This window comes from Aeoliella fuhlenseeensis (assembly GCF_052161615.1).
Classification (GTDB): Bacteria; Planctomycetota; Planctomycetia; order Pirellulales; family Lacipirellulaceae; genus Aeoliella.
On sequence record NZ_CP197417.1, the window covers coordinates 1,210,240 to 1,235,310 of the forward strand.

21 protein-coding genes are annotated in these 25,071 nt (G+C 57.1%); 15 read left to right on the forward strand and 6 right to left on the reverse strand.

Features of this window, described 5'->3' with window-relative positions; genetic code table 11:
• Positions 1-13 precede the first annotated feature (13 nt).
• From SH292x_RS04820 to SH292x_RS04835, 4 genes are all read left to right on the forward strand, one after another.
• On the forward strand, positions 14-457 hold the full coding sequence (locus SH292x_RS04820) for a hypothetical protein (protein WP_442484450.1): 444 nt from the start codon (positions 14-16) through the stop codon (positions 455-457).
• Between the two features lie 10 nt (positions 458-467).
• Positions 468-833 carry a hypothetical protein gene (locus SH292x_RS04825; protein ID WP_442484451.1) on the forward strand — a complete coding sequence of 122 codons (366 nt, stop codon included), beginning with the start codon at positions 468-470 and terminating at the stop codon, positions 831-833.
• A gap of 131 nt (positions 834-964) precedes the next feature.
• Positions 965-1,528 carry a hypothetical protein gene (locus tag SH292x_RS04830; protein ID WP_442484452.1) on the forward strand — a complete coding sequence of 188 codons (564 nt, stop codon included), beginning with the start codon at positions 965-967 and terminating at the stop codon, positions 1,526-1,528.
• Between the two features lie 47 nt (positions 1,529-1,575).
• Positions 1,576-1,923, forward strand: coding sequence for a helix-turn-helix domain-containing protein (locus tag SH292x_RS04835; protein ID WP_442484453.1), 348 nt, complete (start codon positions 1,576-1,578; stop codon positions 1,921-1,923).
• A 276-nt stretch (positions 1,924-2,199) separates the two neighbouring features.
• Here the strand turns inward: SH292x_RS04835 and SH292x_RS04840 are convergent, their stop codons facing one another.
• The 3 genes from SH292x_RS04840 to SH292x_RS04850 form a co-directional block, all read right to left on the reverse strand.
• Complete coding sequence (locus tag SH292x_RS04840; protein WP_442484454.1) at positions 2,200-2,865, reverse strand: hypothetical protein; 666 nt, start codon at positions 2,863-2,865, stop codon at positions 2,200-2,202.
• 147 nt (positions 2,866-3,012) lie between these two features.
• A complete protein-coding gene (locus SH292x_RS04845; RefSeq protein ID WP_442484455.1) occupies positions 3,013-3,582 on the reverse strand; it encodes a DUF1643 domain-containing protein in 570 nt (189 codons plus the stop codon).
• 237 nt (positions 3,583-3,819) lie between these two features.
• Positions 3,820-4,677: a DnaJ domain-containing protein gene (locus tag SH292x_RS04850; protein WP_442484456.1), complete on the reverse strand. Its 858-nt coding sequence runs from the start codon at positions 4,675-4,677 to the stop codon at positions 3,820-3,822.
• A gap of 401 nt (positions 4,678-5,078) precedes the next feature.
• Here SH292x_RS04850 and SH292x_RS04855 point away from each other — a divergent pair, with 401 nt between their 5' ends.
• The 11 genes from SH292x_RS04855 to SH292x_RS04905 all read left to right on the forward strand — a co-directional run bounded on the left by SH292x_RS04855 (position 5,079) and on the right by SH292x_RS04905 (position 18,871).
• Entirely contained in the window at positions 5,079-5,684 is a 606-nt protein-coding gene (locus SH292x_RS04855; RefSeq protein WP_442484457.1) for a hypothetical protein, read from the forward strand.
• Between the two features lie 251 nt (positions 5,685-5,935).
• Positions 5,936-6,103 (forward strand): SEC-C metal-binding domain-containing protein, encoded by a 168-nt coding sequence (locus SH292x_RS04860; protein ID WP_442484458.1) that lies wholly within the window; start codon positions 5,936-5,938, stop codon positions 6,101-6,103.
• A 106-nt stretch (positions 6,104-6,209) separates the two neighbouring features.
• A complete protein-coding gene (locus SH292x_RS04865; protein WP_442484459.1) occupies positions 6,210-7,622 on the forward strand; it encodes a 3' terminal RNA ribose 2'-O-methyltransferase Hen1 in 1,413 nt (470 codons plus the stop codon).
• Positions 7,615-8,265 (forward strand): hypothetical protein, encoded by a 651-nt coding sequence (locus SH292x_RS04870; RefSeq protein WP_442484460.1) that lies wholly within the window; start codon positions 7,615-7,617, stop codon positions 8,263-8,265. The genes SH292x_RS04865 and SH292x_RS04870 overlap by 8 nt, the downstream gene beginning before the upstream one ends.
• Before the next feature lie 7 nt (positions 8,266-8,272).
• The gene (locus SH292x_RS04875) at positions 8,273-9,235 is read left to right on the forward strand and encodes a nucleotidyltransferase domain-containing protein (protein ID WP_442484461.1); all 963 of its coding nucleotides are present in this window, start codon (positions 8,273-8,275) and stop codon (positions 9,233-9,235) included.
• Positions 9,232-9,999 (forward strand): nucleotidyltransferase domain-containing protein, encoded by a 768-nt coding sequence (locus SH292x_RS04880; RefSeq protein WP_442484462.1) that lies wholly within the window; start codon positions 9,232-9,234, stop codon positions 9,997-9,999. The genes SH292x_RS04875 and SH292x_RS04880 overlap by 4 nt, the downstream gene beginning before the upstream one ends.
• Before the next feature lie 9 nt (positions 10,000-10,008).
• A complete protein-coding gene (locus SH292x_RS04885; protein ID WP_442484463.1) occupies positions 10,009-10,458 on the forward strand; it encodes an AAA family ATPase in 450 nt (149 codons plus the stop codon).
• Positions 10,448-11,203: a tRNA(His) guanylyltransferase Thg1 family protein gene (locus SH292x_RS04890; RefSeq protein ID WP_442484464.1), complete on the forward strand. Its 756-nt coding sequence runs from the start codon at positions 10,448-10,450 to the stop codon at positions 11,201-11,203. The genes SH292x_RS04885 and SH292x_RS04890 overlap by 11 nt, the downstream gene beginning before the upstream one ends.
• A 6-nt stretch (positions 11,204-11,209) precedes the next feature.
• Positions 11,210-13,813 (forward strand): polynucleotide kinase-phosphatase, encoded by a 2,604-nt coding sequence (locus tag SH292x_RS04895; protein ID WP_442484465.1) that lies wholly within the window; start codon positions 11,210-11,212, stop codon positions 13,811-13,813.
• A gap of 492 nt (positions 13,814-14,305) precedes the next feature.
• The gene (locus SH292x_RS04900; RefSeq protein WP_442484466.1) at positions 14,306-17,431 is read left to right on the forward strand and encodes a DUF1553 domain-containing protein; all 3,126 of its coding nucleotides are present in this window, start codon (positions 14,306-14,308) and stop codon (positions 17,429-17,431) included.
• Positions 17,432-17,437: 6 nt separating this feature from the next.
• Entirely contained in the window at positions 17,438-18,871 is a 1,434-nt protein-coding gene (locus tag SH292x_RS04905; RefSeq protein WP_442484467.1) for a DUF1501 domain-containing protein, read from the forward strand.
• Between the two features lie 15 nt (positions 18,872-18,886).
• Here SH292x_RS04905 and SH292x_RS04910 read toward each other — a convergent pair whose 3' ends face one another.
• From SH292x_RS04910 to SH292x_RS04920, 3 genes are all read right to left on the reverse strand, one after another.
• On the reverse strand, positions 18,887-20,422 hold the full coding sequence (locus tag SH292x_RS04910; protein ID WP_442484468.1) for a DUF1501 domain-containing protein: 1,536 nt from the start codon (positions 20,420-20,422) through the stop codon (positions 18,887-18,889).
• A gap of 20 nt (positions 20,423-20,442) precedes the next feature.
• Positions 20,443-23,595, reverse strand: a complete 3,153-nt coding sequence (locus SH292x_RS04915) for a DUF1553 domain-containing protein (RefSeq protein ID WP_442484469.1) — start codon at positions 23,593-23,595, stop codon at positions 20,443-20,445.
• A gap of 64 nt (positions 23,596-23,659) precedes the next feature.
• Positions 23,660-25,033, reverse strand: coding sequence for a DUF1501 domain-containing protein (locus tag SH292x_RS04920; protein WP_442484470.1), 1,374 nt, complete (start codon positions 25,031-25,033; stop codon positions 23,660-23,662).
• Positions 25,034-25,071: the final 38 nt, after the last annotated feature.

A 25,071-nucleotide genomic window follows, 5' to 3' on the forward strand; every position in this document is an offset into this window, starting at 1 on the left:
TGCAAATTTTACCATGCGAACACCACCTACACGCGAAGAGATTCTGGCAAAGTATCGAGACGTTATCGCGGAGGAAGAATTTGAAGTGCTGGTGGCAGAATCGCCGCCTTCGCCAGCCGAAATGCAGCCGGAGGGGGCGTGGTTGCAAATCCTCGGACCAGTTGGTGATTGGTTTGTAGTGTTGAAACGAAAATTACACGGGCCGGTGGTCGCAATCGCCCTATTTGGTTCGGTTTGTTCAGGATTGGAGTACGCTTTAAGAGTAGCTGTGTTTACTCATGATTCCGTTAAAAGCATTGTGACGCTCGCTCAAGAGCATTTGGATCAACCTGCCAATTCGTATGCGTTCATCCTCCCCGATGACGACAGCAAGCCTAAACCAGACTACGACTGGTACGATCTTCCGCCCGGAACCGGGGTCACATCCTTTAACGCCGACTGGGGCCTTTACTCATAAGGAACGTGTCATGCAAGGTTGGCTGTCAGATAACCGCGACGTAAACAAGGCTAACGAGTTCTACCGGCTGTGTGAGAAGAGCAACCAAGCCTACATCACGATCAAACCCGCACGGAAGTTTGCCGACGTATCTCTCGATATGATTAGTACCGATACGGTGCTGACGCCTGAAGCGTCCAAGAAGGTCTTTGACCTATTCGACCAATATCGAACTCCCCGGTCAAAGGTGATCGGCAACGGGTTCTACTTCCACATTACCCAAGTATTGGTAGAGGAAGCGGAAGACCTTGCGGAGATGCTGGACGCGATTGCCAGTATTCCTAGAAGCCGGAAACCTTCTCGGCGTGCTGCTCTCGCCGTCCTCAGCGTGGGGTAGATTCACCTGCTAACAATCCCCGCGGAGACTCTCGTCAAGGAATAAGTTGTCTTGACATATACGCGAAATTGCCGCGTAGCCTCCACCCGCCCAGTCAGTATCACTGTGAGTTGTAGGCTAGGCTTTAGGCCATGTCGCTCTCAAACATCTTCTGTCGCTTCGCTCTTTATTGGCTCATGACACTAATCACCGACATTCAGAGCTATATTGCCTACGGAAGTGTTGGAGCCTCTACTGTCCGAGGTCTTCGCACCAAGGGGGTTGTGGATGCTTGCCGCAAGGCTTTGAAGCAGACCGACCTTCGCAAGTTTGCCACATCCAGCGAAGCTCGCTTTCAAGAGTGTTTAGACATTGAGACTGCCCGCATTAAGCGAGCGATACCGTCCACTGCCAGACATTGGGGAGTCGCTCGCAAGGTGCTCAACATCTTCCTCCGAGGATGCCTCTACAACATCTATCTCAATCAGCATTTCAAGTTGTCCAAAGCAGAGCACCTTTTCGAAATCCCGCTGGACTCTATTTCAGCAAAAGCAATCAAACTGAATTCTGATTGGGAAAATACGCCTAGATGGCGTGGCGTTAAATATGTCACGCCAGACGTGAGTCACCGGTATCAGGAACTCGCCGCCGACATTGCCAAACAGAGGAATATCTGCCGAGTGCATTTAGATGCGTTGTTCTGGGGCGGAAGGTAAGCATGCTGGCTATCGCTCGCATGCCTCGGTTTTCAAGGATCGCTCAGATGACAGATAACCCAAAGTCCTACCTGACGCCCCCAGAGATATGCAAGCAACTGCGAGTGTCTTCGCACAAGGTTCTTGGTTGGATTCGACGTGGTGAACTAAGAGCCGTGAACGTTAGCGATACAGGCTTTCGTCCTCGTTATCGAGTTAGTCAGCAAAGCCTGGACGAATTCTTAGAAAGTCGTGAAGTTCAACCACCGCCTCCCCGTGTTCGCCGAAAACGTCAGCCACCGGAGGGAGGGCCTCTTGATCCTGAGTTGGGCGAGCAATTGATGAAGAAGAAGCAAGCAGTAAAGGTCAACGGCAAGTATTATCGAGTCTGGGATGGGGTAATACTCTTTTTCTAGCAGCGAATATGTTTGACCTCTACATCGGCATCGACTACTCAGGTCGAGGGACACCCGTAACCCTAACCTCTGCCTTCTAGGTCTACGCCGCCTTCGGCGACGAAGACCCTCGGAGAATCGAGTCCTCATCGTCACCCGATAAGAAGTTTAAGAACTGGTGTCGCAAAGAGATCGCCGAGTGGCTGATAGTACAAGCCAATACAGATATCCGATTCATTGTTGGTTTAGATCACGCCTTCGACGATAGCTGGAAGGAAGACATCTGCTGGACAACCCTCATGCCCGAAAAGCAGCTATTGGACTACTCTCAGACGGGGAATCGATTTTATCCAACACAGAGTTAAGAAGCCTTTGAACAGTCTCCAGCGATTCCAGGCAAAACTCGTGAGTTAGTTTAATTCTCTTGACCTTGCCAGATGTATCCATGCAGCCTTTGCGGATAAGGAATTGATTTACACTGGGGGCGGCCATGGTTAGCAGAGCATCGCTATGCGTTATGCAATTGCGGATCGTTTTGTAATAGTCACCTGCGACTTCCCAGTCTGGATGTTGGTCGGAAAATTCGGAGCCAAAGCATGCGTTCAAATACCTTTGACACGCAAGCATCTTGCTATGCTCCCTCCCATTGAAGCGTCGCCCACTTCTGATCCTATCGTGCTTACAAATTGAAACGAGTGTTGTTTCAAACCAGAGATACACGTTACAGAAGGTAGAATTGCGAAATAGTGTTGGGAAATATTCGGACACATTCCAATCCTCATCTTCAAAGAGTTCTCGGACATCCTGGGCGGTGTAGTCGTCGAAACCTTCCGTCAGCATGCCTAGCTCATTTGAGAACCGCTTAGATTCTGCTAACAAGGCAGTGTTGATGGTGCTCGCATATCCCCGGAGTTGTTCGCTCCTTTTCCAGATTGCCTGACGGTAAAGTGGCACGGAATTCATTCAAGCTCCAAATCACTCTGTGGTGGATTGGCGTGCATGTACTACCAAGTGGACATTAGAAGGAAAGTCCATCAAGGCGAACGTTATCTAATACGTGTGCCTGGCTCTGGATGCTCTAGCTGTAGAATTCAAACTAACTTGGGGCACCTATGCATTATCAAACTGCTCCATCATTTCGTCCACCCAGCTTCTCTGATCTTTTATAAGTGAAGGCAGTGGGTGCCGATACCGATTGGTTGTCCCCGGCTGCATCAGCCCGAAGAACTTCTTTTCCTTGGGAAGCTGCTTCATGCAACGTTCTATCAAAGGGGCCAATCGATCACTGACTCCCCATGCCAAGACTATCGATAAATGTCTACGTCTTGGTAGTTTCGCCCGTAGCTCGTCGTTCCGCTGCTCGGAAAACACGGAGTGAGACTCGAACCCAAAGTCATTCTCCAAACGCTGAAACATCTTGATAAACTCGGGACTCTTAGGGCTACGAATGTCGGACAAGTTCAGCACCCGCACATGTCGCCATCCTTTGAAGTGCATGATTCGCATCACTTGATACTGCGTGGTATCAGGCATGGAGGGTACAAGCGAAACTTTGAGCTTGTTGATAGCCCCACTGTTGATTTGTTGATTGACGCCAATAAGCGGTTTCGAGGAACCAGGATTCATCATGATGAATACGGCATCTGGAACTTTCTTTGAAAGTCTATTGCAGTCGTCCACTAGTCCATGCTCCGCAAGCTCCAAAACGCTCCGGCACGCTATCACTTCTCTTGTTGGAAGTTCTAACGAGTAGAAGTGTCCGAAAACGCTGTAGCGTTGCTTGAGTTCCTCGGCGGGGATGAATGGTCGGTTCTCCATTCGTATGTTTGGACTTAGGTCTAATGCGTGGAGTGTTGCAGTATCAGCGAGTACATGGACTGAGTAAAGCCGCACCCTTCGGTGAAGCGATCAAGTGCTTCAGCCCCCCACGTATGCCATTGCCTGGTCAAACCATTCTTTGATCGCCACGAACTCCTTCGCATCACCACCTCGATCTGGGTGGGTATCCTTGGCAAGAATCCGGTAGGCGGCTTTGATTTCTTCCACCGTAGCACCTCCAGGCACCCCAAGCCTTTCAAAGCACTCAGGTCGATTCGACCTTTTCAGTTCAGCAAGGTAAATTGATGGATCGGCGTAAAATACATCGTAGCCCCTGCTCTTGGACTTTGCCCGCCCAGTCTTTTCGAACTCTTCACGATCCAAAATGAATGTACGAGTATGGTAGTCATACCACTTGCCAGTTGGGCTCTTGGGCATGTCGCTGTACAAGTTCCAATCGACATATATCCGCTTCTTCGTCTTTTTCACGATCCTGTACATCATGAAGGTGTCCCAAACCGAGTCGGGCTCGTAGACAAATTCAATCGGTCGAGCTTCGTTCGTACCACTAGAGGCCGCCCTGCTTCGAGCAGTTGCACGCTCCTTGGCCCAGGTATATTTAGCGTGATGGTTTCCGACTAGGACCACAGGGCCAACGGACTGTACTGCCTGCTCGTAAGCTGCATCTGCCGAATCAGCGATCCCTTGTGCCAGTCGGACAGCTTCTCGACCTTCAATGTCACATGTCACCGAGAGCTTGGCTCCGTTGCCTGAGTGGCTTGGGATAGCCGTGTAATGGTCGCTTTCTTCGATAACGGTTGATTTGACGTTCAATGAGAGCGGTTGGATTGTGTCAAATTGCTCCTTGTTGTCATTCGAACTACTGTTAAGAAACACCCCGCTCCCCAAGGGGAGCGGGGTTAATGCATCATTCGTTATCGAGTCCGAACAAATCATCGATGGCATTGTCCGAAGCGATCAGGACGTTAATCCTTCACGCCGATCACATCCGGGCCCATCTCTTACCTTTGAACGCAAATATGCGTGGCTCCGTTTTTACAATACTTAGTATTCGCCGTTCGCTATCACAGACGAAGACGAGTACGTTGTGTCGCTCGTGTACTACGAATGACTTCTCAATCAATGGCCTTGCAGTTTCATCTCTCCTTTGAACGTGCCTTACTGCACGCTTAATTATCTCCGAATGCTTGAAATCGTTCATGTTATTTCTCTTTATAAGGGGGTAAATCCAAATATCACATCACTCGGGCGAGACGCTCGATGCGAACTCGCATCCGCAACAGATTGAAGTGGAGTTCGACTGCTCGCTTTCACGCGATCAATACGCGCTGTTGTGCTTGAGAGAGAACTCCGAAGTCTCGGTGGCCGTCAGCGATCACCTTTGCACCGGCGTAGTTTCCATCCAGCATGGTGGCGACCGTCGCGTGGCGGAGGACGACTCGCAGATTCCTGATGAGGGCATAGGTATCGATGCCTTCGAATTCTGGTGCCCCCAACGCCGGCCCCACGGCAAGAACCTGGCGTTCTCAGTATCGCCCTCCATCGAGGCCTACGCACCAGCGAACGTCGTAAATGGTCTGTCACGCCCTGTCGACCACGCCAACGCGTGGGCTGCCGACCCAGAGGACCCTGCCCCTCGGCTTACCCTGAGTTGGGACACTCCGCAAGCCTTGAACCAGGTCGAGATCACGTTCGACACCGACTGGGATCATGCGATGGAAACAGTGCTGATGCTGCACCCCGAGAGCGTAATGCCCCACTGCGTTCGCGACTTGCGGCTGCTAGACGAACAAGGAACAGTGCTCGCCGAAATCACCAACAACTACGAAACCAAGCGAACGATCAACTTCGATACGCCCCGCAAAGTTCGCGAACTCCACATCGAAGCAAGTCACTCCTCGAACTTGGTGCCGGCGGCATTATTTGAGGTAGCGTGCTACTAAGAAGGCATTAGGGAAGTTAGCCCTCAATCGTTCGGGGTGACTGCTGTTTCTACTGAGGGTGCTGTCGAGCATCCTCTCAGGCTTGCAACTTGCAACCATCATCCCAATTGTGGTGCTGACAGTTAGACAAGATCCGCGCGAACCTGCGGCCCCTCTTCTCGGTCCTGCTCATCTCTCATTGATTGGATGCAACGACCGAAGGAGGTGTGCCATGCGACAGAATATCAACGAAAACCACTCCTTTCGAGCCGATGAGCAAACGTCGACGAGGTTTCCCCTCCGAAACGCAGGTGAAGGTCGGCGTCCGCGTGGTGCACGGCGATAAGCTGCTCGTCGAGAAGCTTGGCCGTCGCGACCTCTGCCCGTGCGGCAGCGGCAAACGGTTCAAACACTGCTGCCTCCGCCGAGGCCGGTTTTGACGGGTCGAACCGCGACGACTATTTTTAGGGACACCTAATCCATCTCTTTCCGATGATCTCCCTCCCTAAGAGGCGGGAGGTCATTCCATAAATAGGGGGCAATGGCATGCTCCTCACCATCTCAACAACCCACCAGCCGGCCACCGATCTCGGCTACCTGCTGCACAAGAATCCTGCGCGGTGCCAGACGTTCGAGCTGACGTTCGGCCAGGCTCATGTGTTCTACCCGGAGGCGAGTGACCGCCAGTGCACGTGCTGCCTGCTGCTCGATGTCGATCCAGTGGGGCTAGTGCGTGGCAAGGGGAATTGGAAGGAAGGTCTGCTCGACCAGTACGTCAACGATCGTCCTTACGTAGCGTCGTCGCTCATGAGTGTGGCGATTGCCGGAGTGTTTGGGTCGGCTCTGGCCGGGCGATGTAAGGATCGGGCCGAGCTGGTCGATGTAGAACTGCCACTCACCGCGCGGATCGATGTGCTGCCGGTACGTGGAGGCGAGGAGTTGCTCCAGCGGATGTTCGGTCCGCTTGGCTACCACGTTATTGCCACGCGCCATCCGCTCGATTCGCAGTTTGCGGAATGGGGAGAGGGGCCGTACTTTTCGGTGGAGCTATCTCACACCACGACGATCTCTCGATTGTTACAACACTTGTACGTGCTGATTCCCGTTTTCGACGGCAAGAAGCACTACTACATCGGGCCCGACGAAGTCGAGAAGCTGCTAGCAAAGGGTGCGGCATGGCTCGCCGAGCATCCCGAGCGGGAAACCATCACCCGGCGCTACTTACCTCAGCGGAACAGCCTGGTCCGCCAGGCGCTTGCGCGGCTGGTAGAAGAAGAGTTGGTCGAGCATGAGGACGATAGTGTAGCGGCCGAGGAATCTTCATCGCCGCAAGCTGAACGCGAACTGAGTTTGCACGAGCAGCGCATCGGCGCGGTACTCGCCGCGATTCGTGCTTCGGGTGCGACGCGAGTGGTCGATCTTGGTTGTGGCGAAGGGAAGCTGCTTCGCGAACTGCTGGCTGACAAGCAGTTCACCGAAATTCTCGGGATGGACGTGTCGGTCCGTTCGCTGGAGATTGCCCATCGCCGGCTCAAGCTTGATCGCGTGCCCGAGCGGCAGCGCGAGCGGATCCAGATCATTCACGGAGCGCTGACCTACCGCGACGAGCGGTTGGCGAACTTCGATGCCGCGGCGATTGTCGAAGTGATCGAGCACCTCGACCCCGCGCGGCTAGCGTCGTTCGAACGCGTGGTGTTCGAACACGCCCGTCCCGGCACGGTAGTCGTCACCACGCCAAACCGGGAGTACAACGTAGTGTGGGAAACCCTCCCCGCCGGCGAAATGCGACACAGCGACCACCGCTTCGAATGGACCCGCGCAGAGTTCGAAGCCTGGGCGAACGGTGTCGCGGAGCGTTTCGGATACGCGGTGCGATTCCTGCCGGTCGGTCCGGTGGATGCGGAGGTGGGAGCGCCTTCGCAGATGGGGGTGTTTGAGGAAGCAACAAGAAATGAATGAACCCAAACAATCCGTTGAAGAGCTTGAAGGCCATCTTCGATCGGCAAGATCTCGATTCCAGAAATCGCAAGAGGCAATCGAGCAAGCACATGGGGACGATGTGAAAAGGGAGTTTAAGGCCGCGTGGTCGGGTCTTCTGGCCGCCGAGCGTGCGCTCTCTAAAGCAAAAGGAGAGCAGTATGCAGAGACAATCGACTATCCCTATCAATGGGACCTTGGTGCACCCTATCCCCACTTGCTGCAAAGCGAAGACAGAGCCTTCCTTGCATACTTAATGCCAGAAGACGTGCCTGACTGGCAGTGGACTTACCTCACCGTGGTGGTTGAGTTTTTCCCATGCCTTGCAGCGAAATTGGGAAGCCCCAATGACGAGGTATTTGAAGGGCATCCCTTGCATGGCAGGGGACTGGAAGGCTACCGAGCTCAGGAGGTTCATAACTCCGAGTGGCTGAAGGAGATTAAAAGGATCAACAGCGTCCACTCACAGTACTCGCCGACAAGCTACAGCGATGTGCGGCATTTTGCCTTTTGGTTTCACGATTCAAGTGTTGAATGTCTCGCGAAGTCCTACTCGGTCGAGGTATATCGTGAAGGTATTGCAGATGTGCTGAAGCGAATCTGCGATAACTTTGTCGAAGGTTAGAGTCCAAATGATTTCACGCACCCATAACAGCCCGAACCTCATCTACTCGGTGGGAACGCAGGTCGTTGCACTGAAAGCAGTGCAGGGGACCGACGGGGGTGTCGTGCATCCGGCGGGGGCGGTGGGCGTGGTCGTTCGCTCTCCAGCCGACGGATCGCACTCGTATCGGGTGCGATTCCCGGATGGATTCGAAACCCCGCTGGCACATCATCAGTTGATGCAGCTTGCGGAGTGGAAAGAGATGCCCGTCGGAGAAGATGCTAGCCGGGCAAATCCGGCACTCACAACGAACGGACTATTCGACCGCGTGATTTATCGGTGCGTGGTTGGTTCGCGGGCCTTTGGTCTCGACACCGACGACTCGGACACCGACCGCCGCGGCATCTACCTGCCACCGGCCGAGCTGCATTGGTCGCTCTACGGTGTGCCTGAGCAGTTGGAGAACGATCGAAGCGAGGAATGCTATTGGGAACTGCAGAAGTTCCTGATCATGGCGCTGAAAGGAAACCCCAACATCCTGGAGTGCCTCTACACGCCGTTGGTCGAGCATGCGACGCCACTGGCCGAGGAGCTGCTGGCGATGCGCGAGTGCTTCCTCTCGCGGCTGGTGTACCAAACGTACAACGGCTACGTGATCTCGCAGTTCAAGCGAATGCAAGCCGACCTGCGGAACCAAGGCCGGGTGAAGCCTAAGCACGTGATGCACCTCATTCGGTTGCTGCTCTCTGGCATCCACGTCTTGCAACGTGGCTTCGTGCCCGTCGACGTCGGCGATCATCGTAAGAAGTTACTAGCTATCAAGACGAGCGAAATGCCATGGGACGAAGTCGAAGCGTGGCGGAAGCGACTGCACCTGGAGTTCGACAAGGCATTTGCTGAGACTTCGCTCCCCGAACGGCCCGACTACGAGCGAGTAAATGAGTTCCTGCTGAAAGCGCGGCGTTTGGCCGTGGAGGATGAATTGCCATGAATGCTCAAACAATAGACTTCGACAAGCTGCAGCTTCAAGTCGACGCCCATCCGTACCCGCTCGTCTTCGCAACGATTAGCGGGGCGCATCTGTATGGTTTTCCGTCGCCCGATTCCGACTTCGACCTGCGCGGCGTGCATCTCTTGCCACTGGAGCAAATTCTTGGACTCGACGCGGGGGATGAGACAGTCGAGAAGTCGGGCGTGCATGATGGGCTTGAAATGGATCTGGTGACGCACGACGCTAAGAAGTTCTTTGGGTTGATGCTGAAGAAGAATGGCTACGTGCTGGAGCAGTTACTCTCGCCGCTGGTAGTCCACACGACACCGGAGCACGAAGAGCTGAAGGAGATCGCTGCGGATTGCATCACGCGCCACCACGGACACCACTACCTCGGCTTCGCGGCGACGCAGTGGAAGCTATTCACCAAGGAAGCCCCACCACGGGTCAAGCCGCTGCTGTACGTCTACCGCGTGCTGCTCACTGGCATCCACCTGATGCGAACCGGCGCAGTCGAGGCGAACCTGCTGGTACTTAATGAGACAGCGAGGCTAACTTACATCAATGAACTGGTCGAACGAAAACTTGCCGGCCCCGAGAAAGGCCGGCTCGAAGCGGCGGACTTGGCGTTTCACGAGCGAGAGTTCACGCGGCTGGTGAGCGAGTTAGAAACCGCGATGGAGAAGTCGACGCTGCCGGAGCAGGCGACGGGGAAGGGGGCGTTGAATGATTTGCTGGTGCGGATTCGGCTAAGAAAGAGGTAGAGGAATTAAGTGGAAGCGATACTATTAGTTGGCATACAGGCTTCTGGAAAGTCGACTTTCTGCAAAGAGAATCTGTTCGACACACACGTCCGCATCAATCTCGACATGCTTCGAACTCGCCACCGCGAAAGGTCTCTGATTGAAGCATGTCATCAGTCGAAGCAGCCTTATGTCATCGATAACACGAACCCCACTTGCGATGAGCGTGTCGGTTATCTCCAGGCGGCGAAAGCTGCTGGCTTTCGTACAGTCGGATACTACTTTGCTTCAAGTGTGGAAGAGTGTATCGAGCGGAATAGCCAGCGGCCTACCAGGCAAGTGATTCCCATCCCTGGTCTCTTAGGAACTTACAATAAGCTACAAATCCCCAATCGAGGCGAGGGGTTCGACCAGTTGTTCTACGTATCCATCGATTCGGAGGGCAAATTCATAACATGCGAGTGGATCGATGAAGTTTGACGATCTAGACAGTCGGATGCGGGTCTTTGAGACTTCTGATGACCGCTGCGTTCTCCCTGGGATTTATATGGTTGCCCGGCTGGATGGTCGCAGCTTCACGCGACTAACCAAGGAGGTGCAAGCTTTCGAAGCGCCATTTGACGAGCGATTTCGAGACGCAATGGTACGAACCGTTGAGCACCTGATGCAGTGCGGGTTTCGGGTAACTTACGGCTACACTGAAAGCGATGAGATATCGTTGTTGCTTGACCGCGACGAAACTACTTTCGGAAGGAAGACACGGAAGTTAATTTCCATACTTGCTGGCGAAGCTAGTTCCCACTTTTCCCTGTATTTGGGCGTTCCCGCCTGTTTCGATTGCCGAATCTCGCAGCTACCGCGTAAGTCCGACGTCGTGGATTACTTCCGCTGGCGAAACGAAGACGCACACCGGAACGCCCTAAATGCCCACTGCTATTGGGCCCTTCGTAAGGAGGGAAAAGATGCAATGGACGCCACGAAAGAATTGGCACACCTTACCAATGCTGCTAAGAACGAACTGCTTTTCCAGCGGGGAGTCAACTTCAATCTAGTTCCTAGCTGGCAGAAGCGTGGCGTCGGAGTAGTCTGGAGCAACCATGAAAAGCACTCTACCAATAGTTTGACTGGGCAACCGGTCAGCACACCCCGCCGGCGGCTCAGAAGCGTTTTGGATTTACCTATGCGAGACGAATATAGCGAGTTTGTCGCCGCGCTGCTTGAGTGACCTGATATGCCGAGTTTTTCCCTCCCCAACCTGTCCCTCATCCTCCTCATCGGCCCCAGTGGGTCCGGGAAGAGTACCTTCGCGCGCCAGCATTTCTTGGCAACCGAGGTGCTGTCGAGTGATTATTGCCGGGGGCTCGTCAGTGACGACGAGAATAACCAAGCGGCAACCGGCGATGCGTTCGAGGTGCTACATTACATCGCGGCCAAGCGGCTCGCGGCGGGGCGGCTCACTGTGGTCGATGCGACCAACGTGCAGCGCGAAGCCCGGCAGCCGCTAGTCGCGCTCGCCCGCAAGTACCACGTGCTGCCGGTGGCGATTGTGTTCAACCTGCCCGAGGACGTGTGCCACGAGCGGAATCGCGGGCGGGCAGACCGCTCGTTCGGGCTGCACGTCGTTCGGCAGCAGCGGTCGCAGTTGCGGCGTTCGATCAAGGGTCTGAAGCGAGAAGGGTTCCGCCATGTGTGCGTGCTGAACTCGGTGGAGGACGTCGAGCAAGCCGTTGTCGAGCGCGTGCCGCTGTGGAACGATAAGCGGGACGACCATGGGCCGTTCGATTTCATCGGCGACGTGCATGGGTGCTGCGACGAACTCGAAGAGTTGCTTGAAGCGATTGGCTACGAAGCGACCATTGTCCGCAACGGCGATTCGGTGTGGGGCGGCGTGAGTTACGCGCATCCTGAAGGCCGTAAGGCGGTGTTCGTGGGCGACTTAGTGGACCGCGGACCACGCGTGCTCGATACGCTCCGCGTGGTGCGCAACATGATGGCGGCGGGGAGCGCTCTTTGCGTGCCAGGGAATCACGACATGAAGTTGCTGCGGAAGCTGCGCGGCAAGAACGTCCAGCCCACGCACGGCCTGGCGCAAACCTTGGCGGAGATCGAAGCGATGCCTGAGGAGGTTCGTCTGCCTTTCTGCAAGGAGCTGGCGGACTTCCTTGATGGGTTGGTGAGCCACTACGTGCTTGACCGCGGCAAGATCGTGGTTGCGCATGCCGGCATGAAGGAGTCGATGCAGGGGCGTGGCTCGGGCGGAGTGCGCGAGTTCGCTTTGTACGGCGAGACCACCGGCGAGACCGACGAGTTCGGTCTGCCTGTGCGCTATCCGTGGGCGAGCGACTATCGCGGTAACGCGATGGTCGTCTACGGCCACACACCGGTGCCCGAAGCCGCGTGGCTAAACAAGACGATCAACATCGACACGGGCTGTGTGTTTGGCGGCGCGCTAACGGCGCTGCGCTATCCGGAACTGGAGACGGTATCGATCAAGGCGCGTGAAACCTATTGCGAGCCATCGCGTCCGTTCCTCGCCGATGCGCAGAAGTCCCCTACGCTCTCGACGCAGCACGCACACGACGACCTACTCGACATTGCGGACGTAACCGGTAAGCGCATCGTCTCGACTCGGCTGCGGCACAACGTCACTATTCGCGAAGAGAATGGCACCGCGGCGCTGGAGGTCATGAGCCGGTTCGCTGCGAACCCCAAGTGGCTGGTGTACTTGCCGCCGACGATGTCACCTTCGGAAACGAGTAGCAAGGACGGCTACCTCGAACATCCCGACGAGGCGTTCGCCTACTTCCGCAGCCAGGGGGTGCCCACCGTGGTATGCGAAAAGAAGCACATGGGTTCGCGGGCAGTGGTGATCGTGTGCCGCGACGAACTCGCGGCCCAGAAGCGGTTTGGCGTCGAGGGCGAAGCGGGCATCATTACCACCCGTACGGGTCGCCGGTTCTTTGGCGAAATGGATGTCGAGCTAGCGCTGCTCGGCCGAGTTCGCGGTGCGCTCTCGGCGAGCGGCTTCTGGGAGGAGTTCGCCACTGACTGGGTAGTACTCGACTGCGAACTAATGCCTTGGTCGGCGAAGGCCGTCGAATTGCTGAAGTCGCAATACGCCGCGGTGGGTTCCGCCGCGAGTGGCGCACTGCCGCGCGTGCTGGAGTCGCTGCGTGTGACCCACGGCCGGCTACAGGGCAGTGAGGCCGAGTTAGTGGAAAGGCTCACGGAGCGTTTCGCCGAACGGTCGGAGTCTGCCAATCGATTCGTCGCTGCCTACCGTCAGTATTGCTGGTCAGTGGAATCGATCGACGACTACAAGATCGCACCGTTTCATGTTCTTGCCACCGAAGGACGAGTTCGCGTGCAGCAGAACCACGAGTGGCACATGCAGACGCTAGCTAAGGTGTGCGCGACGGACCCACAGGTGCTGCTCGCGACGCCCTGTCGAACCGTCGATGTGACTTGCCCCGACCAAGTGGCAGAGGCCACGCATTGGTGGTCGGAGTTAACCGGGCGTGGCGGTGAGGGAATGGTCGTGAAGCCACTCGACTTCATCGCCAAAGGCAAGCATGGGCTAGTGCAACCCGCGGTGAAATGCCGGGGCCGTGAGTACCTGCGGATCATCTACGGCCCCGACTACACAAGCGACGCGAACCTCGCGCGACTTCGACAACGCGGCCTGGGTGCCAAGCGTTCGCTCGCGCTACGCGAGTTCGCACTGGGGGTGGAAGCATTAGAACGCTTCGTCCGCCGCGAACCGCTCCGGCGAGTGCACGAATGCGTGTTCGGCGTTCTGGCACTGGAGAGCGAGCCCGTCGACCCGAGGTTGTAGACGAATCGCGTAGTGAGGCTGCCAATACCTGGGCGAGCGAAATCCTATCTACTGAGTAGTGGGATGCAGGGACACTTATCGCACGTGGTGATTTGGGAGTCCGAACTCCAAAAAGGTTTGGACGGGCCTGATCGCGGGGCGAATGTTTGACTGGGAGACTTCGGCAACCATTACTGGGCAGCTTAACGCGACTTGACGCGCTGAAGCGCACGCGGACGACGAAAATGCGAAAGCGAGTGCTCGAAAAACGGCGTCGGTTTTGGCGGTCATCGGATATAATGGTCTAAGTGAGTCGAGCGGGGGATCATCATGTCCTCGGAGAATGGCGGTGGGCCGCGCAGGCCGGCGGTTTCGCACCACTCGAAGCGCTGTTTCATGGAATTGCGTATCGTAGAATCCCTGGTAGGCAAACTGATGAATTGGTTCTGCTGGTGCAAAGACTCGCGGTCGCCGTTATCTCTTTATTTGTGGGCAGTCGCCTTAGTGTTTTCCATGGCGAGCGAGTCCGCTGCTGCCGCGTCACTAGAGTACAACCGCGACATCCGTCCGATACTTGCCGAGCATTGCTTCGCGTGTCACGGGGTGGATAGTGCGGCTCGCGAAGCGGATCTTCGATTGGACTTGAAAGACCCGGCCGTGGATTTTGGCGCGATCGTGCCTGGCGACGCCGATGCGAGCTCGTTAGTGGAGCGGATCGAAACGCACGATGCCGACCTCTTGATGCCTCCGCCGGAAACAAAGAAGAAGTTGAGCGCTGCGCAGATTGCTGCGCTTCGGCAGTGGATTGACGAAGGGGCCGAGTACCAAGCCCATTGGTCGTACCTTCCGCCGACGCGCCCAGCACCGCCAGATGCCGATTCCAAAAAGTGGGCGAAGAACCCCATCGACCACTTCGTCGCTGCGCAACTATCGGAGGCCGGACTTGAACCCGCTCCGGCGGCGGATGCTCGTACGCTCTGCCGGCGGTTGCACTTGGACCTCACGGGATTGCCACCAACGCCCGAGGCGGTGACCGCGTTTGTTCTTGCGTACGAAGCCGATGAGGATGCGGCGGTTGCCGAATTGGTGGATCGCCTAATGGCTTCGCCCGCTTGGGGCGAGCATCGAGCTCGCTACTGGCTCGACGCGGCGCGTTATGCCGATACGCATGGCATGCACTTCGACAACTACCGCGAGATGTGGCCGTACCGCGATTGGGCGATTCGCGCCTTTAATAAGAATCAACCTTTCGACGAGTTCACCATCGATCAGCTGGCGGGTGATCTGCGTACTAATCCGACGGAAGAACAGCTAATTGCCACGGGCTTTCAGCGCTGCAATCCTACGACAAACGAAGGAGGGACGATCGAAGCAGAGAATCTGGCGAACTACGCATCCGATCATGTGCAGACATTCGGCTGGGTGTTTCTTGGGCTAACGGTCAATTGCGCGCAGTGCCACGATCACAAGTTCGACCCCATTTCGATGCGCGACTACTATTCTCTGGCAGCCTTCTTCCGCAACACCACGGCACCGGGCCTGGATGGCAACTCGAAGGATGGAAAGGGACCGGTTATTGAGCTCCCTAGCGAAGAGGATCGCAAGCGATGGGAAGAAGTGAAGGTGGAGATCGCTCAATCGCAGCGCAATCTCGCTGAGATTCGCGACCGGGCAGAGCAGAACTTCGATGCGTGGCTTGTCACGGGATCGAGCGATTCGCTTGGGAACATGGCCTCCACCGAAGGGCTGGTGCTGCACCTTCCACTGAACGAAGGAGTTAGCGAGCGAATTACCGACCGATCAGCGGTCGCCAGCAAGGCGAAGCTCGCGGGAGAACTTGCTTGGGAGACCGAGGGCCGGTTCGGTGCCGCTCCTACGTTTAAAGGTGCACAGGGCGTTGGTATCGAAGCTGCCGGTGACTTCGAGAAACAGCAGCCGTTTAGCGTAGGTGCATGGGTCAAGACGGGCGATCCCAATCAATCGGCCAGCATTGTGGCGAGGATGGACGTTGCGTCGGGGCACCGTGGCTGGGACATCTGGCTATCCAACGGCACGCTGTCGTTCCATGCAATCGACGTTTGGCCGAACAAAGTATTCAAAGTGACGACGGATAAGCCGGTGATCGCTGCCGACCACTGGCAACACGTTATGGTGACTTACGGGGGAGCCTCGCCAGAGAGTGTGAAGATCTACGTCGATGGCAAAGCGGTGCCTCACCAAACGTTCCATAACACGCTCGCCGCTGAGTCGTCGATTCGCTCGAAAGCTCCCTTCTTCGTAGGTCAGCGAAGTGGCGGTGACAATTTGCAGCAAGCGAGCGTGCAGGACGTGCGAATCTACGATCGCTCGTTGGGTGCTGACGAAGTGGAAGTAATCGCTAAGGCGCCACTGCTTGCTGAGTACCTTGCTGCGCCGCAGGCGGAACACTCCGCTGAGTCTCGTGTGGCGGCTCTCGATGGGTACCTTGCAGTAGTGGATGCCGACTATCCGGCTGCGATTGCGAAGCTGGTGGCACTGGAGACGGAGTTCGCCTCGATGCGCAAGCGGGGAGTCATTTCGCACATCCAGCAGGAACGCATGGACACGATGCCCACGGCACATGTCCTCATGCGTGGCGAGTACGATCAGCCTGGAGAGCAAGTAAGTGCAAGCACTCCCGCTGCGCTGCACGCTATGCCAAAAGGCGTTCCCAACAATCGGCTCGGGCTTGCGCAATGGGTGGTCGACCCGAAGAATCCACTGACCAGTCGCGTCACGGTTAACCGCTTTTGGCAGGAGCTTTTTGGTCAGGGATTGGTCGCAACAGCGGAAGACTTCGGCGTCTCTGGCGAGGTGCCAAGTCATCCAGAGTTGCTCGACTGGCTCGCGGTTGAATTCGTTGAGAGCAATTGGGATGTTCAGCACATGTATCGTCTAATGTTGACTAGCGCCACCTATCGGCAGTCGGCACTCACGACGCCCGAGAAATTGGAACGCGATCCCGCAAACAAGTTACTCTCCCGCGGCCCCCGGTTTCGGATGGATGCCGAAATGGTCCGTGACTACGCGCTTGCCGCCTCCGGTCTATTGTCCCCCATGCCCTTTGGGCCGGGAACGAAGCCCTACCAACCAGACGACATCTGGAGCGTCGTAGGCGTACCGGGAAGCAATACTCGCGATTACGTGCAGGACAAAGGCGTTAACCTGCATCGACGCACGCTGTACCATTTCTGGAAACGGATGGCCCCGGCGCCAAACCTCGAAGCATTCAATGCACCCACGCGCGAAGTGTGCGCCGTTCGCCGGGAGCGAACCAACACGCCTCTACAGGCGCTCGTGACGCTCAACGACCCGCAGTTCGTAGAAGCAGCCCGGAGACTTGCGGAGTCGGCGCTAGGCGCGGAGCGATCGCCGAGCGAGACGGCGCAGTTCATCGCCCAGCGCGCGTTGTGTCGTCCGTTGTCGGACGACGAGTTAAAGATCGTGCTCACCTCGCAGCAGCAATACAGCACTCACTACGCGAATGATGCGGAGGATGCGAAAGCTCTGATCGAAGTAGGCGATACCATCGCAGATACCAGATACACTCCGGCCGAGCTGGCGACCTGGACGATGGTCGCTAGTCAGCTCCTCAACCTGGACGAAGTCCTGAGTAAGTGAGACCTCATGTTTAGCTTTCCCCAATCAAGGCGGCAGTTCTTTACCACCGGCGGCAGCTTGCTCGGCGGGGCCGCATTGACTTCGCTCGTCGGCGATTCGGCTGCGCAGGCAGCATCACGCGGAGCGGTGCTTCCGCACTTTGCGCCGCGGGCACGGCAAGTGATCTACTTGCACATGGTCGGCGGTCCGTCGCAAATGGACCTATTCGACTACAAGCCGGCGATGGCAAAGTGGTACGACAAAGATCTTCCCGAGTCGATTCGCAAAGGCCAACGACTTACAACGATGACCAGCGGCCAGACGCGATTCCCCATCGCCCCGTCGCGATACAAGTTCGAGCCGGTTGGCGACTGCGGACTGTGGATGAACACCGAGCTTTTGCCGCACCTAAGCAAGAAGGCCGACAAGATCTGCTGGATTCGCAGCCTGCACACCGAAGCAATCAATCACGAGCCGGCCATTACGGCGATCCAGACCGGCAACCAAGTAACGGGCAGGCCGTGCCTCGGAGCGTGGGCGTCGTACGGGCTGGGAACCATGAACGACAACCTGCCGGCCTTCGTGGTCCTGGTCGCGAAGCCTACGAATCGGGAACAGGAGCAGTCCATTTCGTCGCGCATCTGGAGTGCCGGATACCTATCGGGCGAGCACGCGGGCGTATCGTTCCGCAGCGGCGGCGATCCCATCCTCTACATCAACAATCCGCCGGGGGTGCCGAATGCAATCCGCCGGAACTCTATCGACGGTATTAACGCCCTGAATCAATTGAACTACCAGCGGCTGGCAGATCCCGAGACGCACACGCGCATTCAGCAGTACGAAATGGCATTTCGCATGCAGGCGAGCGTGCCCGAACTTACGGACATCGAGAGCGAACCCGAAAGTACCTTCAAACTGTACGGCGAAGAGGCTCGCAAACATGGCTCGTTCGCCTACACAGCGCTCATGGCGCGGCGGTTGGTGGAGCGCGGCGTGCGATTCGTTCAGGTCTACCACAATAACTGGGACCATCATGGCAATCTTGCAGGACGGATGCCGCATCAATGCAAGGACGTTGACCAACCCTGCGCGGCGTTGCTGGAAGATCTTGAGCAGCGAGGGCTGCTCGACGACACCTTGGTGATCTGGGGGGGCGAGTTTGGACGCACTATTTACTCGCAAGGACAACTGTCACCCACCAACTATGGCCGCGATCATCATCCCCGCTGCTTCAGCATGTGGATGGCGGGGGGCGGAGCGAAGGGAGGGGTCGTTTACGGAGAGACCGACGACTTCTCGTACAATATTGTCAGCGACCCGGTACACATTCGTGACTTCCACGCCACCATCCTGCATCTGATGGGCTTCGATCACGAGCGGTTCACGTATCGCTTCCAAGGTCTGGATCAGAAACTCACAGGCGTGCTGCCCGCGCGGGTCGTCCCTGAGTTGATATCCTGAGTAAGTCCTGGGTACTTAGGTAATCAGATCGTGAACCACTTCGCCATGGACATCGGTCAGTCGGAAACGCCGTCCCTGAAACTTGTAGTTCAGTTGACGATGATCGATGCCGAGAAGATGGAGCATGGTGGCTTGTAGATCATGGACGTGCACGGCACCGGTCTGGAATCGGTCTTTCGTGGGATTCATCGGCGCGCCGTCGGCGTTGACGATGTTGTAGCCATACTCGTCCGTCTGCCCGTAGGTTAAGCCTTGCTGAATTCCTGCTCCTGCGAGCCAAACGGTAAAGCATCGCGGATGGTGATCGCGGCCATAGTCGGTGCGGGTAAGCTTGCCCTGCGAGTAGGGGGTCCGCCCGAACTCGCCCCCCCAGATCACCAAGGTGTCGTCGAGCAGCCCTCGTTGCTTAAGGTCGGTGAGTAGTGCTGAGGAAGCTTGGTCGGTCTCGCGAGCTTGGACCCGTATCTCGTTGGGAAGGTTACCGTGTTGATCCCAGCCTTGGTGGTAGAGTTGGATGAAGCGCACGCCGCGCTCCGCCAGTCGGCGGGCCAGTAGGCAGTTCGCGGCGTACGTTCCTGGCTGCTTTGAGTCCTCGCCATAGAGTTTGAACGTCGACTCGGATTCGTCGGACATGTCGGTGACCTCGGGCACGCTTGTCTGCATGCGATAGGCCATCTCGTACTGGGCAATGCGCGATTCGATCTCGGGGTCGAGCTCTTTCTGATACTGTAGGTGATTGAGTGCAGCGAGCGTGTCGAGCATCTCACGACGATTGCTGCCGGTTACGCCGCTTGGGTTCGTGAGATACAGCACAGCTTCTTTTCCAGCACGAAGTCGTACTCCTTGGTACCTTGAGTCGAGAAAACCGTTGCCCCACAAACGGGAGTAGAGGGGTTGCCCGCGTGGGCCGGCGCTCACGAGAACCACAAAGCTAGGCAAGTTGGCGTTGAGCGTGCCGAGACCATAGGAAACCCACGCCCCCATCGAAGGTCGGCCGGCGATTTGTGAGCCCGTCTGAAAGAACGTAATCGCCGGATCGTGATTGATCGCATCGGTATACATCGACTTCACGAAACACAGTCCATCCACCATCTTGGCGGTGTACGGCATGAGGTCGCTGACCCAGGCCCGCGACTCGCCATGCTGCGCGAACTTAAAGGCAGAGCCAGCCAGCGGGATTGAGGCTTGGCTTGCCGTCATCGTCGTAAGCCGCTGCCCTCGCCGAATCGCCTCAGGCAACTCTTCGCCATGTTTGGTGTTGAGCAAGGGTTTGTAGTCGAATAAATCGAGCTGCGACGGGGCACCCGATTGGAACAGGTAGATCACCCGCTTCGCACGGGCGGGGACATGCAGGGTCTCAATCGCACCACCTACAGATGGCGTTGCGGAAGGCGCGGCGCTTGTTGCGTTATCGCCCATGAGCGCTGTGGTAAACGCGATGCTGCCAAGCCCTACAGCCGAACGACCGAAAAAGTGCCGGCGCGTGCCGGCAAGTGGATGTAACGAATCCGCGTGGATGGTGCCTAGCTGACGCTCAAGTGTGCTGCTCATTACTTTACCTTTTCCACTATCTACCGCTTCCACACCGTGGCGTCGAGATTCTGAATGGTCTGAACGACGATGGTGGTCGCTGCAAGGTCGGCAACGGACAATCGTGCGTCCGGCTTTCTATCCCCCAGCGACACTAGCTCCTTGGCTAAATCGGGATGCTGCTCGAAGTGCGTGCGCTGCTTGTGAAGCAGATCGACGAGCAATAGGAGTTCTTGTTCGCTTGCCGGTCTCCCAGTTAGGCGAACGAAAGCGTGAGCCACGCGTTCTTGGTCGCTGGAGCCCGCGAGCTGGAGCAATTCCTCTGCCAGTACGCGTGCTGCCTCGACGAACTGCACGTCGTTGAGCAGTACGAGGGCTTGGATCGGCGTGTTGGTGGTGGTTCGGCGTGCGGTGCAGACTTCGCGCGACGACGAATCGAACGCCGTCATGTTGGGTGCGGGCGCAGTTCGCTTGATGACGGTGTAAAGGCTCCGTCGATGAAGATCCCTGCCAACGCTTTGCCGATAAGCGGGGCTCATGGAGTTGGATTCCGTCCACAGGTCGCCCGGTTGATAGGGACTCACCGGGGGGCCACCAAGGCGTGGATCGAGAAGCCCTGATGCGGCAAGCGCTCCATCTCGAAGCACCTCAGCCGACATCCGTCCCGATGGGCCACGAGCGAGCAAAGTGTTCTGAGGGTCCACCTCCCACGAAGTAGTAGCGGAAGACTGACGGTAGGTCGAGGAGAGAACGACTTGTTTGCAGAACCGCTTCACGTCCCAGCCGCTGTCGATGAAGTCTCGCGCCAGCCAGTCGAGCAGCTCGGGATGGGAAGGACCTTTGCCCTGCGTTCCAAAGTCTTCGGACGTTTCTACGAGCCCCCGGCCAAAGAACATCTGCCAGTACCGATTAACTGCCACGCGGGCGGTAAGTGGATGATCGGGCGCGGTGAGCCAGCGTGCTAGATCCAAGCGACTTCCGCTTGCTCCCTCCGGCAAGGTACCGAGAGCCGCCGGCACCGCGGGTTGGACGAGTGTATCGTTACTCGTTGGCGCGTCATAGTCGCCACGGGCGAGCAGGTGCGTGTCGCGAGGCTCAGGTAGCTCTTCCATCACCATCATTTCCAAAAGCCCAGTCTGGAAACTTAGCAGCTCCGCCGCTCGCTTATTTCGCTGCTGCTTGGCGTCCTTCACTTCGGCGTCGATGGTTTCTAGATAGTAATCTCGGAGCAAGGAGGCGTCTTGATGCTCGAGCGCTTCGGTGAGCGAGTTCCCGTCGTGGAGCTCGACGATCTCGATGGACGCGAGGGGGCGGTCAAAGGTTCGTAGTTCGTCGAGCTTCATCTGCCGAAGCGTCTGGTCGCGGAATCGTTCGCCAAACGTGAGGCCCTCTCCATCCTGGCCAGGGAACTTCGTCAGTTTGTCGCGGACGACGCGATCGACTCTTGTGCCATCGATATAGAGGTGCATCCCATCGGCCGATATGCTGGCGTCGTGGGTAATAGCGACGTGGACCCACTTGCCTTTAGGGAATGAATCCTTCGACTCCACGGCAATCGCGTTACCGGGCCAGAACCGTATCATGCCGAAAAACAACCGGCCATCGCGAAGCTTTAGTTCGGTGCCGTGATAACCCATATCGGTACCGCCCGATCGGTGAAAAATCAGGCCATCACCGGCGCTCTCGGGCACCTGCAACCACATAGCCACCGTAAACGACTCGTCGGGTCTCAGCGAGCCGCAGACCTTCGGAAAGTGTACCGCTTCATCGCCGGCCAGTTGCAGGGCATTTCCAACTTTGCCAGGGACGACACTATTCGCCGCGGAGGTCGAACCGTGGGCAGCTGGATCCACCAAGTTAGTTAGTTGGTGATTGGGACCGATATCGTCCAACGAGTAGTAGCCTACGAGGCCCTGGGATATACACTCGCTCGGCTTCGCCATGGTGAGCCAGTCTCGAAACCGCTCTTCGCCTGTAGGGAGGGCGTCGTGCAAGGCTTGCTCCGAGTTCGCCAGGGCTTCTTGAAGTTGTCGCCACTTTTGTTCCTGCTCGGGTGTCGGGAGCAATATCGTGGGCGTAGGAGTACGCTCCATGTCGCCATAGGTGCCCCACTCGTCGATGTTGTCGAAGAAAGCGGTGAGTTGGTAGAACTCGCGCTGCGAAACGGGGTCGAACTTGTGGTCATGGCAGCGCGCGCACTCAACCGTTAAACCGAGCACCGTCGTCCCCAGTGTTTGCGCGCGGTCGGCAGCGCATTCCAGACGGAATTCCTCGGCGATCGATCCCCCTTCGTTCGTCATGCGATGCAGACGATTGAAGGCGGTTGCCAATCGCTGGTCTCGGGTTGGATTCGGCAAGAGGTCGCCAGCCAGTTGCCAAGTGAGAAACTGATCGAACGGCAAGTTCTCGTTCAGCGAGCGAACCACCCAGTCACGCCAGGGCCAGGTGGTGCAAAGCAAATCCGACTGATACCCGTACGAATCGGCGTAGCGTGCGGCGTCGAGCCAAGCCACCGCCATGTGTTCGCCATAATGTGGGGAAGCGAGTAGCCGATCGACGACCTTTTCATAGGCATCTGGCGTAGAGTCCGCCGTAAAGTCGGCTATCTGTGCTGGCGTTGGCGGGAGTCCCGTTAGATCGAACGTTACCCGCCGAAACCACGTGAGCTTCTCCGCAGGTGGCGATGGTCGCAGACCTTCGGCTTCCAGTCGAGCAAGTACGAAATGGTCGATCGGCGAAGTGGGCCAAGATGGATTCTTGAGTGCGGGCGGCGTGACCTTTCCAGGGAGGGGAACAAACGACCAATGCGCGGCGTATTTGCCACCTTCCGCGATCCACCGCTCAAGTAGCTCAGCTTCGGCAGCAGTAACCTTCAAATTCGACTCAACGGGCGGCATGCGCATCGAGTCGTCAGTGCTACGAATGCGTTCAAGTAGCATGCTCGCAGCAGGCTCCTTTGGAACGATTGCCTGGCCGCCACCTCCCAGCTCGGCGAGTGCGCCAGCTTCCGTGTCGAGTCGCAAGTCGGCCTCGCGACTTCCGGCATCGGGACCATGACAGGTAAAGCAGCGATCCGCGAGCAGAGGCAAGATATCCCGTTGAAAGTCGACGGGCTCGGCACGGACGGTGGTGGCACAGCCGACCAACATCACGGCGATTGCAACAACCTGTGTGCGAACCGAGGCGTCCGACATTGATCTCCCCAAGAACTCCATGCGAAGGCCCGCTTTCCAAGGTGCTAATTCGTAATGCGCCCAACTAAAGCAAGACATCCGTTACGGGGTGTTGTTTTTCAACACCGGTCAGTCGCATGTCGAGGCCCTGATGCTTGTAAGTCAGTCGCTCGTGATCGATACCAAGGCAGTGCATAATGGTGGCGTTCAGGTCGTGGACGTTCACCGGACTCTCTACGATGTTATACCCAAACTCGTCGGTGGCACCATAAGTGATGCCCGGCTTCACGCCACCCCCTGCCATCCAGACGCTGAAGCAACGCGGGTGATGATCGCGGCCGTAATTCTCTGGTGCCAACTTTCCCTGGCAGTAAACCGTGCGACCGAATTCGCCACCCCAGACCACCAGCGTATCTTTCAGCAACCCCCGCTGCTTCAGATCTCGGACAAGGGCCGCCGAAGCCTGGTCGGTATCCTTGCACTGCTTCGACAGGTGGTCGGGCAGGTTGTCGTGTTGATCCCAACCCATATGGTAGAGCTGCACGAAGCGGACATCGCGCTCGATCATGCGACGGGCAAGAAGGCAGTTTCTCGCATAAGTGCCTGGCACATGGACGTCGGGGCCATACATGGCGAGCGTGTCTTCGGTCTCGTCCGAGATGTCGGTGAGATCTGGCACGGTGGTTTGCATGCGAAACGCTAGTTCGTATTGTTCGATCCGTGTGAGGATCTCTGGATCGCCTACCTTGGCGTAGTTGTGCTTGTTGAGCTCGGCGATGTCGTCAAGCATCCGCCGACGAGTGGAGTCACTAATCCCCTCCGGCGTGGGGAGGTACAGTACAGGGTCTTTGCCACTACGGAATTTCACGCCCTGATAGCGCGAAGGAAGAAATCCACTTCCCCACAATCGGCTGTACAAGGGCTGGCCAGCCGCACGCCCTGTGCCCCGCGACACCAGCGCGACGAAGGTTGGCAGATCGCGGTTCATGGTTCCGAGCCCATAGGCAGCCCAAGCGCCGATGCTGGGGCGACCCGCCAGCTGCGATCCGGTTTGGCAGAAGGTAATCGCTGGGTCGTGATTGATGGCCTCGGTGTGGACCGATTTGATGATGCAGAGGTCGTCGACAATCCCTCCTGTATGGGGAAGCAACTCGCTGATCATCGTCCCCGATTTGCCGCAAGGAACAAACTTGAATACCGAGGGGGCGATGGGGAAACTGGCCTGCCCCGATGTCATACCGGTGAGACGCTGACCCATGCGGATGGACTCGGGTAGCTCGGTCTTGGCGTACTTCTCCAAGCTGGGTTTGTAGTCGAGCGTTTCGAATTGGGACGGCGCACCCGACTGAAACAGGTAGATCACTCGCTTCGCGGTCGGCGGATGATGGGGCAGACCGGCCAGCCCAGCTTCCGTCGTGGTGCGACTCGTGGCGCTCGCGTCGGCTGTGGTGCCTTGCATCAGGGCACCTAGCGCCGCTGCGCCCAATCCAACGCCAG